Source organism: Luteococcus struthionis (assembly GCF_048595755.1).
Classification (GTDB): domain Bacteria; phylum Actinomycetota; class Actinomycetes; order Propionibacteriales; family Propionibacteriaceae; genus Luteococcus.
The window spans coordinates 2,897,068-2,908,048 of record NZ_CP184360.1 but is presented as its reverse complement, the minus strand read 5'-3'; the positions used below and the strand labels follow the sequence as shown (position 1 = coordinate 2,908,048).

Here is a 10,981-nt window from a genome sequence, read left to right as displayed (position 1 = left end):
ACATGCAGGACCAGCTGTCACTCATCCAGTCCTTGATCACCGACGTGCCCGACTTCCCCAAGCCGGGCGTCACCTTCAAGGACATCACCCCGTTGCTCGCCTCGCCGCAGGGCTTCGCCGCCTCGATCGACCAGATCGTGGCCAGCGCCCCCGGTGATATCGACATCGTGGTGGGCATGGAGGCCCGCGGCTTCATCTTCGCCGCCCCGGTGGCCGTCAAGCTCGGCGCCGGTTTCGTGCCGGTGCGCAAGCCGGGCAAGCTGCCGCGGCCGGTCTTCGAGGAGCAGTTCGCCCTGGAGTACGGCACCGAGACGCTGACCATGCACCGCGACGCCATCCCCTCGGGTGCCCGAGTGATGGTCGTCGACGATGTGCTGGCCACGGGCGGTACGATCGGCGCCACGGCAAAGCTGCTGCGCAAGCTGGACGTCAACCTGGTGCATGTCGCGGTGGTGATGGAACTCAGCTTCCTGGGCGGCCGCGCCGTGCTGGACGAATCGGGTATCGACTCGTTCAGTTCCATCCTGACCGCCTGACTGGGAGGGCCCCTGTGAGTAGCAACGGAGTCTACGGACCGTACACGCAGGGGAGTGCGGCCAGCGCCAGCGGTGGTGAACAGTCGCCGGATCGTTTCACCTCCGGCCCGGAGGCGCCGCGGATGCGGATGCGCCAGCGCCTGGCGCGCCTGGGCGCCCCGCGCACGCCAACCCTGGCGGTGCTGGACCCGTTGTTCAAGGTGGTGCGCGCCAACCACCCCAAGGCCGATCTGGCCCTGCTGGAGCGTGCCTACAACACCGCCGAGCACTACCACCGCGGCCAGACCCGCAAGTCGGGTGATCCCTACATCACCCACCCGCTGGCGGTCACCACGATCCTGGCCGAGCTGGGCATGACCGAACCGACGCTGGTGGCAGCCCTGCTGCACGACACCGTCGAGGACACCTCGTACACGATGGAGCAGCTGACCGCCGACTTCGGGCACGAGGTGGCGCTGCTGGTGGACGGGGTCACCAAGCTCGACAAGGTGACCTATGGCGAGTCGGCCAAGGCCGAGACGCTGCGCAAGATGGTCATCTCGATGAGCAAGGACATCCGGGTCCTCGTCATCAAGCTGGCCGATCGGCTGCACAACATGCGCACCATCAGCGTGCTGCGGCCCGACAAGCAGTACCGCATCGCGAACGAGACGCTGGAGATCTTTGCCCCGCTGGCGCACCGCCTGGGCATGAATGCCGTCAAGTGGGAGCTGGAGGACCTGTCCTTCGCCGCGATGCACCCCAAGGTCTACGACGAGATCGTGCGGCTGGTGGCCGAGTTCGCGCCGCAGCGGGAACGCCAGCTGCGCGACGTGATCAAGCAGGTGCAGGTGGATCTGGCGGCGGCCAACATCACCGCCACCGTCTACGGGCGGCCCAAGCACTACTACTCGATCTACCAGAAGATGGTGGTGCGCGGCCGGGAGTTCAAGGACATCTACGACCTGGTGGGGCTGCGCATCCTGGTGGAGACCCCGCGCGACTGCTATGCCGCGCTGGGCGTGATGCACGTGCGATGGAATCCCTTGCCGGGGCGGTTCAAGGACTACATCGCGATGCCGAAGTACAACATGTACCAGAGCCTGCACACCACCGTGCTGGGCCCCGGCGGCAAGCCGGTGGAGCTGCAGATCCGCACCCATGAGATGCACCGGCGGGCCGAGTACGGCGTCGCCGCGCACTGGAAGTACAAGGAGGCCCTGCGCAACCCGGTGCAGGGCCAGGGCGTCTCCGAGGCCGAGGGCACCGACCTGTCGTGGGTGCACAACCTCAACGAGTGGAGCAAGGAGACCGAGGATCCCAGCGAGTTCCTGGACGCGCTGCGTTTCGAGATCAACTCCAGCGAGGTCTACGCCTTCACCCCCAAGGGCGACGTCATCGCCCTGCCCGCCGGTGCGACCCCGGTGGACTTCGCCTACGCGGTCCACACCCAGGTGGGGGCGAGGTGCGTCGGGGCCCGGGTCAACGGGCGGCTGGTTCCGTTGGAGTCCAAGCTGACCAATGGCGACGTGGTCGAGGTGCTCACCAGCAAGGACGAGAATGCCGGACCGTCGCGTGACTGGCTGGGCTTCGTCACCAGCCCGCGGGCGCGCAGCAAGATCAAGGCCCACTTCAGCAAGGAACGCCGCGAGGAGGCCATCGAGCGGGGCAAGGACGACCTGGCCCGGCAGATGCGCAAGTCCGGCCTGCCCCTGCAGCGGATCCTCACCGCCGAACACCTGGCCAGCGTCGCCGACTCGATGCGGCTGGGCGACATTCCCGCCCTGTACGCGGCGATCGGGGAGGGCACGGCCAGCGCGCAGAACGTGATGCACCGGCTGATCGCGCTCACCGGTGGCGCCGAGGCCGCGGCCGAGGAGTCCCTGGAGGAGGCGCCGGTGGGGCGTCGCCGCTCCCGCGGTGCCCGCTCCGAGACGGGCGTGGTGGTGGCCGGGGACCCGAATGTCTACGTCAAGCTGGCCAAGTGCTGCACCCCGATGCCCGGGGACGAGATCCTGGGCTTCGTGACCCGTGGCGACGGCGTCAGCGTGCATCGTCGCGATTGCACCAATGCCAACAACCTGTTGGCCAATCCGGAACGGATCGTCGAGGTCGCCTGGGACACCGCGGCCGGGCAGGTCTACCTGGTCAACATCCAGATCGAGGGACTCGACCGCCAGGGCGCCTTCGCGGACATCAGCCGGGTGCTGGCCGACCAGCACCTCAACATCACCCAGGCCACCATGAATACCACCGGGGGACAGCTGTACAAGATGCGCGTCAGCTTCGAGTCGCCCGACCCCTCCCACCTGGACCACGTGCTGCAGAACCTGCGCAAGGTGCCGGGCGTCTACGACGTCTTCCGGGTGCGCTCCTGACGACTGCCCAGCCCCGATCCTGCGGCAGGGACGAGAACAGTCCCACGACCATCACGGTCGTGGGACTGTGTCGTTGATGCGAGCAGTCAGGACTTGAACTCGTCGAGGGCCTTCTGCGCCTGGTCCAGCAGGGACTGGTTGAAGGCGATCGAGTCGCGGGCCTCCTTGGCCTTCTTCTCCTTGCCCTCGGCCTCGAGCTTCTCGGCCTGGACGGTGAGCTTCTCGATCTGGGCGGTGAACATGGCCACCGTGTCGGCGGCACGCTGACGCGCCTCCGGATCGGTGCGGCGCCATTCCTCGGCCTCGGCATCCTTGACGGCATTCTCCAGCTTGCGCACACGGGCATCCAGCGGGCGGATCGCATCGCGCGGCACCTTGCCGTACTCGTTGAACTTCGACAGGAAATCGCGGAACTGGGTGCGGGCGGTGGCCAGGTCGGTGACCGGGAGGATGGTCTTCTCCGCCTCGTCCAGCAGCGCCTCCTTGGCCTGCTGGTTGCCGACGAATTCCTTGTCCTGCTCGGCCATGGCGGCGTCGCGGGCGGCGAAGAACTCGTCCTGGATGGCGCGGAAGGTGGCCCACAGCTTGTCGTCCTCGGCGCGGGGGGCCGACCCGGCTGCCTTCCAGCGAGCCATCAGGTCACGGAAGGCGCCAGCGGTGGGGCCCCACTGCGTGGAGCTGGCCAGCGGGCGAGCCTCCTCGATGATCTGTTCCTTGAGCTGCCGGGCGCCCTCGCGCTTCTTGTTCTGCTCGGCGAACTGTGCCTTGCGGCGGCGGGTGTAGGTGGTGCGGGCGCTGGAGAAGCGGTGCCACAGGGCATCGTCGGTGGCGCGGTCGATGCGGGGCAGGGCCTTCCACTCCTCGAGGAGGGCGCGGAAGCGGTTCACGCCACCACGCCAGTCATTGCCCTGGGCCAGCTTCTCGGCCTCGGCAACCATGCGCTCCTTCTCGGCCTTGGCTGCCTGGGCGGCCTTTGCCTTCTCCGCCTTGCGCTGCTCCTGCTGGGCCTCGAGCGTGGGGGCGAGGGCATCGAGCCGGGCCACCAGCGAGGCGAGGTCACCCACGGCATTCGCGTCGACGATGTTCTTGCGGTGCGAGTCGATCGACTTGCGAGCCTCCTCGACACCCAGGGTGCCCGAGGCGATGCGGGCCTCCAGCAGGCCCACCTCCGTCTCCAGGCTCTGGAAGCGCCGCACGTAGAAGGCGAGGGCTTCGGAGGGATCGACATCGGGGACCTGGCCAACTCGTCGTTCACCCTCGGGGGTGATCACATAGACGGTGCCATCGTCTTCAACGCGACCGAATGTTTGCGCGTCTTCGACGCGACCGAACGGGTTCGGACCTGCAGTTTCGCTCATGGTCCCATCTTGCCCGATAAGGTGCCCATTGTGCTCATTGCCTCTTTCCCAGCCGGTCCGTGGCAGACGAATTGTTATTTGATGGCCCTCCAGGAGGGCGGACCCTGCGTCGTGGTCGATCCCGGCGTGGGGGCCACCGACGGAGTGCGTCGTGGCCTGCAGCAGTACGGCCTGACCCTGGAGGCGGTGCTGCTCACCCACGGACACGTCGACCACATCGCCTCGGCCCGCGAGATCGCCGACGAGGCCGAGGTTCCGGTCTGGGTGCACGAGGCCGATGCCGACCTGCTCACCGAGCCGCTGCTGGCGCTGAGCGCCGATTCCCGGCCCATCCTGGAATCGCTCTACGACACCACTACCTTCACCCCGCCGCGCGACGTGCGGCACTACGACGGGCCGGTCACCGCCGCCGGCATCACCTTCGAGACCCGGCATGCGCCTGGCCACACCCCGGGGTGCACCCTGCTGGTGCCGCAGCAGACCGAGCAGCAGTTGGTGCTGAGCGGCGACGTGGTCTTCGCCGGCTCGATCGGGCGCACCGACATGCCTCGCGGCAGTTCCTTCGCGATGGCGAGTAGCCTTGCCACCCAGGTGCTGACCCTGCCGGACGAGGCCCACCTGTTGCCCGGTCACGGCCCCACCACCACCGTGGGGGCAGAACGCCTGAACAACCCTTGGCTGCAGCCACATGCCCTGATGGCGATGCAGCAGAACACCGATGATGGAAGTGACTACTGATGGCTCGTCCCAAGCCGCTGTCCGGGTTCCCGGAATTCCTGCCCGCCGGGCGCATCGTCGAGCAGCGCGTGCTCGACATCCTGCGTGAGACCTTCGAGCTGCACGGCTTCGCCTCGATCGAGACGCGCGCGGTGGAGACCATGGACACGCTCACGCGCAAGGGTGAGATCACCAAGGAGGTCTACGTCGTGCGACGCCTGCACGCGGAGGACTCCGACGGCAAGGGCGACGACCTGGGCCTGCACTTCGACCTGACCGTGCCCTTCGCGCGCTACGTGATGGAGAATGCCGGCCACCTGGTCTTCCCCTTCCGGCGCTACCAGGTGCAGAAGGTCTGGCGCGGTGAACGCCCGCAGGAGGGTCGCTACCGAGAATTCCTGCAGGCCGACATCGACATCGTCGGCCAGGACAACCTGCCGGCCCACTTCGACGTCGAGGCGCCCATCGTGATGCTGGCGGCGCTGGAGCGGATGCACACCGAGCTGGGGCTGCCGCAGGCCCTGATGCACGTCAACAACCGCAAGCTCGCCGAGGGCTTCTACCGCGGCCTGGGCATCGGGGAGCCGGGCGGGGCGCACGAACAGGTGAGCACCCTGGACGTGCTGCAGCGCGTCGACAAGTTCGACAAGATCGGCGGCGAGGCGGTGGCCGACCTGCTCACCAGCGAGTTGGGGCTGTCGGCCGAGGTGGCCGCCAAGTGCGTCGCGCTGGCCGGGATCTGCACCCCCGACGACTCCTTCGTCGAGCAGGTGCGGGCGCTGGGGGTGCAGCACGAGATGCTCGACGAGGGCCTGGAGCTGCTGCGTCGCGTGGTGCTCGCCGCCAACCGGCGCGTGCCGGGACGGATCGTGGCCGACCTGAAGATCGCGCGCGGCTTGGACTACTACACCGGCACCGTCTACGAGACCGAGCTGGTGGGCCACGAGAAGCTGGGCTCGATCAGCTCCGGCGGCCGCTACGACTCGCTGGCCAGCGACGGCAAGGTCACCTTCCCCGGCGTGGGGATCTCGCTGGGGGTCACGCGGCTGCTCGGGCCGATGATCACCAAGGGCCGCATCACCGCCACCCGCAGCGTGCCCAGCGCGGTGCTGGTGGCCGTCGACGACGAAGAGACCCGCGACCAGGCCGAGGAGGTGGCGGCAGCGCTGCGCGCCCGGCAGGTGCCCTGCGAGGTGGCGCCCAAGGCCGACAAGTTCGGCAAGCAGATCAAGCACGCGGATCGGCGCGGCATCCCCTTCGTCTGGTTCGGCGGGATGGCCGGTCAGGTCAAGGACATCCGCTCCGGTGAGCAGCACGATGCCGACGCCGCCACCTGGGCGCCCCCTGCCGAGGACCTGCGTCCCGCGGTGACGACGGAGGGCTGAGGGAGGCTCGGATGACCGCCATCTGGGTCTCCCTGGTGGGCGTGGCCATCATGATGGTGGCCATCTTCGCCTTCTTCGGGTGGCTCTTCCACAGCGACGTCACGCACCACTTCGTAGCCGACCACGACTTCATCAGCTGGATGGACATCTTCCAGCTCGACGGGCGTCGCTTCGGCAAGCACAGCGTCGGCTCGGTCGAGCGGTGCTATCGCGCCCTGGTGGGCGATGTCCGTACCCAGCTGGTGGTGGAGCGGCCCGGCCTGGGCCAGGGCCAGCCCCACCTGCACCGCTGGATCCTGGTCACCCGGGCACCACGCAGCCTGGCCTTCACCGCCACCGCGGAGGAAGTCGACGGCACGGTGCCCCAGGAGCTCAGCGAGCTGGTGACGGCCTCACGACGCGACCCGCGCATCGACGCCGTGCTGTGCGGCGACGGGCTGCTGCTCGTGCGGGTCACACGCCCCAAGGGCCTGGAACCGGCCCTGGGGCTGCTGTGTGACTGCATCGCTGCGCTGCGCGCCGCTCGCAGCTGATCGCGCGTGAGGCACTGCCCCCTGGGGGCTCGGGGCGCCCGCTGAACGTGCCGCCGCATCGGGTCCGCCCGCCGGTGGGGGCGTGGCCCGGCAGTCGATGTCTGCGAGGGGGGGTGCGACTCGGGGTCCTACCCTTGCACGCGGTTGTGATGTGCTCCGGTGACGACTCCCTGAGGTGAGGACAGGGGAGTGGTGCGGCCGGGGCAGTGCGGCGGATGCCCTAGGCTGGACGGGCAACCCCACGGCACCACACCGTCTATGTGAGTGCCCAAGAAAGGAATACGCATGCTGCGCACCCATGAGGCCGGGACCCTGTCCAAGGCCGATGTCGGAACCACTGTCACCCTCGCCGGATGGGTCGCCAAGCGGCGTGACCACGGCGGCGTCGCCTTCATCGACCTGCGCGACGCCTCGGGCGTCTGCCAGGTGGTCGTCCGCGACGAGTACCTCGAGAAGGCCGGCATCCACGACCTGCGCAACGAGTTCTGCATCCAGGTGACCGGCGTGGTCGATGCCCGCACCGAGGAGAACGTCAACCCCAACATCGCCACCGGCGAGATCGAGGTCGCCATCCGCGAGCTCGAGGTGCTCAATGCCGCCGCGCCGCTGCCCTTCCAGATCGACGAGCGCACCGGCGTCGGCGAGGATGCTCGCCTGAAGTACCGCTACCTGGACCTGCGTCGGCCCCGCATGCACGACGCGATGGTGCTGCGCTCCCAGGTGACCCACACCATCCGTCGGGTGCTGGACGAGGCGAAGTTCTACGACGTCGAGACCCCGACGCTGACGCGCTCCACCCCCGAGGGTGCGCGTGACTTCCTGGTGCCGGCCCGCCTGCACCCGGGCAGCTGGTACGCCCTGCCGCAGAGCCCGCAGCTGTTCAAGCAGCTGCTGATGGTTGCCGGCATGGAGCGCTACTACCAGATCGCGCGCTGCTACCGCGACGAGGACTTCCGCGCCGACCGCCAGCCCGAGTTCACCCAGCTGGACATCGAGATGAGCTTCGTCGACCAGGACGACGTGATCGCCCTGGCCGAGAAGGTGATGGCCGAGTGCTGGAAGCTGATCGGCGTCGAGATGCCCACCCCGCTGCCGCGGATGACCTGGCACGACGCCATGGACAACTACGGCTCCGACAAGCCCGACCTGCGCTTCGACAACCCGATCCGCGAGGTCACCGAGTTCTTCAAGGACACGCCCTTCCGCGTCTTCCAGAACCCCTACGTCGGCTGCGTCGTCATGCCCGGCGGGGCCAGCCAGCCGCGTCGCCAGTTCGACGCCTGGCAGGAGTGGGCCAAGCAGCGCGGCGCCAAGGGCCTTGCCTACATCACCGTGGGTGAGGACGGGGAGCTGGGTGGCCCCGTCGCCAAGAACATCTCCGAGACGGAGAAGGCCGGCATCGCCGAGGCGGCCGGGGCCAAGCCCGGCGACTGCATCTTCTTCGCCGCCGGCGAGCGCGAGAGCTCCCAGGAGCTGCTGGGTTCCGCGCGTCTGGAGATCGGCAAGCGCTGCGGCCTGATCGACGAGGATGCCTGGAGCTTCCTGTGGGTGGTCGACGCCCCGATGTTCAAGTCCACCGCTGCGGCCACCGCCTCGGGCGACGTGGCGCTGGGCAACTCCAAGTGGACGGCGGTGCACCACGCCTTCACCTCGCCCAAGCCGGAGCACCTGGACAGCTTCGACACCGACCCCGGTTCGGCCCTGTCCTACGGCTACGACTTCGTCTGCAATGGCAACGAGGTGGGTGGCGGCTCCATCCGTATCCACCGCCCCGACGTGCAGCAGCGCGTCTTCAACGTGATGGGCATCAGCGAACAGGAGGCGCAGGAGAAGTTCGGCTTCCTGCTGGACGCCTTCGCCTTCGGCGCTCCGCCGCATGGTGGCATCGCCTTCGGCCTGGACCGCCTGGTGATGCTGCTGGGCAAGTTCGACACGATCCGCGACGTCATCGCCTTCCCGAAGTCGGGTGGCGGCTTCGATCCGCTGACCGCCGCCCCGGCGCCGATCACGCCGCAGCAGCGCAAGGAGGCCGGCGTCGACGCCAAGCCCAAGAAGGACGAGGACAAGGACAAGGCCGACAAGGCCGAATCCGCCGAGAAGAAGGCCGCCCCGGCCGACAAGAACTGACCCGGCACTCCCGGTCGAGGGGCCCGTCGCGCACGTACACGCGTGCCCGACGGGCCCCTTTTCGCTGGCTGGCTAGGCTGGCGGCATGCGTGGCGAGTACAAGGTTCCGGGCGGCAAACTGGTCGTCGTCGATCTCGAGGTGGCCGACGGGCGGCTGGTGAATCCGTCGGTGCACGGAGACTTCTTCCTGGAGCCCGATGAGGCCCTCGAAGACATCACGGCCGCCCTCGACGGGCTGCCGCAGGACTGTGGTGTTGCCGACATCAGGCAGGCGATCAATGAACGGCTGCGTCCCGAGGCGCGCCTGATCGGCTTCGATTCCGAGGCCGTCGGCGTGGCCGTGCGCCGTGCCCTGGGCAATGCCACCCGCTGGGAGGACCTCACCTTCGACGTGATCCGCCCCGTCAAGCTGGACCCGAAGCTGCACGTCGCCCTCGACGAGGTGATCGCCAAGCGCGTGGCCCGCGGCGAGGCCAATCCGAACTTCCGCTTCTGGGACTGGGACCGTCCGCTGGTGGTGATCGGCTCCTTCCAGAGCTACCGCAACGAGATCGACGAGGCGGGCCGCGCGAAGCACGGCATCGAGGTGGTGCGACGCATCACCGGTGGTGGCGCCATGTTCATGGAGGAAGGCAACTGCATCACCTATTCGCTGGTGGTGCCGGGCTCGCTGGTGGAGGGGTTGAGCTACGAGCAGTCCTACAAGTACCTGGACACCTGGGTGATCGGGGCGCTGGCCGAGTTGGGGGTCAATGCCCGCTATGTGCCGCTCAACGACATCGCCTCCGACAAGGGCAAGATCGGTGGGGCCGCCCAGCGACGCCTGGTCAACGGCACGGTGCTGCACCACGTCACCACCTCCTACGACATCGATGCCGACAAAATGCTCGAGGTGCTGCGCATCGGCCGGGAGAAGCTCTCCGACAAGGGCACCAAGAGCGCCAACAAGCGCGTGGACCCGATGCGTTCCCAGACGGGCATGGCACGTGAGGACATCATCGACAGCTTCCTGGACTACTTCCAGGGCCAGTACCGCTGCGTGGAGCGTGACTACACCGATGACGAACTCGCGGAGGCCGCCGAGCTGGTGCGCACCAAGTTCGCCACCGAACAGTGGGTGAAACGGGTGCCGTGACCGGCGGGGAAGTCACTCTTCGCGGAGCCGTCCGTCGCGGACGTGGACGACGCGGTCGACCTGCTCGGTGAGGCCCCCCATTGGGGGATCTCCACGATCGTCGTACACAGCACCCCTGAAGCGGCCCGCGAGGGCCTTGATCAGGTTCGCCGCTTCCACACCTGTGTTCGAGATTCTATGCGAAACCCGGCCGATAAGGGGGCATGTGCTCTTTCCGGTCAGCGATGGTGTTTGGCTCAGGAACGATCGCCCCGCCATCGACAGGGTATGACCAATCTCAACCTATTCCAGATTGAGCACAATTCGCTCTACGTCGATCCACTTCACGCAGAGGATTCCTGCAATTAGCGCCAAGATTGCAATCCACACCAGGGCAGAGATATTTATGCCATCGCTGAATGCGGATGCAAACCCTATTGCCAGGAGCGCAAGAATGGTGATTTGGGTGATCTTGGCGGCCTGCTCACTGAATGACCACATGACGTATCCCACGATACTACAAGCTCCATATGTCGTGGCGCCTACTAGCGGTAGCGCAATAAGACTCGAAATGTTGGGTGTACCCCCTCTCAAGAATTCTGACAGGACATGGAGCGTCAATGCCAGCGCACTGAAAATGATCCCGACAAGTCAGGAGAAGCTCACCTTCGCAAGGAAGATCTTCCGTGCAGAGCTGGGCAACGCTAGAAGCGTGTCTAGAGTTCCAAGACCACGCTCTTCCCAGAACTTCAAAGACATCAGTGAAGTGGCAAGGCCGACCACAATCGCCGAGTAGCGCGCGTCTGCGCTTGGTCGAGTTGCCGCAATGGCCACGACCGCGCCAGAGAATCCCA

General features: G+C 67.3%; 9 protein-coding genes. 7 read left to right on the top strand and 2 right to left on the bottom strand.

Features of this window, described 5'->3' with window-relative positions; translation table 11 throughout:
• Positions 1-2 precede the first annotated feature (2 nt).
• The gene (locus tag ACOAMO_RS13565; RefSeq protein WP_420175274.1) at positions 3-536 is read left to right on the top strand and encodes an adenine phosphoribosyltransferase; all 534 of its coding nucleotides are present in this window, start codon (positions 3-5) and stop codon (positions 534-536) included.
• Between the two features lie 14 nt (positions 537-550).
• Positions 551-2,893 (top strand): RelA/SpoT family protein, encoded by a 2,343-nt coding sequence (locus tag ACOAMO_RS13560; protein ID WP_420175273.1) that lies wholly within the window; start codon positions 551-553, stop codon positions 2,891-2,893.
• 86 nt (positions 2,894-2,979) lie between these two features.
• On the opposite strand, the gene ACOAMO_RS13555 is transcribed toward ACOAMO_RS13560, so the two are convergent.
• Positions 2,980-4,251, bottom strand: coding sequence for a DUF349 domain-containing protein (locus ACOAMO_RS13555; protein WP_420175272.1), 1,272 nt, complete (start codon positions 4,249-4,251; stop codon positions 2,980-2,982).
• Positions 4,252-4,272: 21 nt separating this feature from the next.
• Here ACOAMO_RS13555 and ACOAMO_RS13550 point away from each other — a divergent pair, with 21 nt between their 5' ends.
• From ACOAMO_RS13550 to ACOAMO_RS13530, 5 genes are all read left to right on the top strand, one after another.
• Complete coding sequence (locus ACOAMO_RS13550; protein WP_420175271.1) at positions 4,273-4,989, top strand: MBL fold metallo-hydrolase; 717 nt, start codon at positions 4,273-4,275, stop codon at positions 4,987-4,989.
• Positions 4,989-6,353 carry a histidine--tRNA ligase gene (gene hisS, locus ACOAMO_RS13545; protein WP_420175270.1) on the top strand — a complete coding sequence of 455 codons (1,365 nt, stop codon included), beginning with the start codon at positions 4,989-4,991 and terminating at the stop codon, positions 6,351-6,353. Before ACOAMO_RS13550 ends, hisS begins: the two co-directional genes overlap by 1 nt.
• Positions 6,354-6,364: 11 nt before the next feature.
• Entirely contained in the window at positions 6,365-6,886 is a 522-nt protein-coding gene (locus tag ACOAMO_RS13540) for a hypothetical protein (protein ID WP_420175269.1), read from the top strand.
• A 285-nt stretch (positions 6,887-7,171) separates the two neighbouring features.
• Positions 7,172-9,013 (top strand): aspartate--tRNA ligase, encoded by a 1,842-nt coding sequence (gene aspS / locus ACOAMO_RS13535; protein ID WP_420175268.1) that lies wholly within the window; start codon positions 7,172-7,174, stop codon positions 9,011-9,013.
• Between the two features lie 85 nt (positions 9,014-9,098).
• Entirely contained in the window at positions 9,099-10,148 is a 1,050-nt protein-coding gene (locus tag ACOAMO_RS13530) for a lipoate--protein ligase family protein (RefSeq protein WP_420175267.1), read from the top strand.
• 282 nt (positions 10,149-10,430) lie between these two features.
• Here the strand turns inward: ACOAMO_RS13530 and ACOAMO_RS13525 are convergent, their stop codons facing one another.
• A complete protein-coding gene (locus ACOAMO_RS13525; protein ID WP_420175266.1) occupies positions 10,431-10,628 on the bottom strand; it encodes a hypothetical protein in 198 nt (65 codons plus the stop codon).
• Positions 10,629-10,981 lie beyond the last annotated feature (353 nt).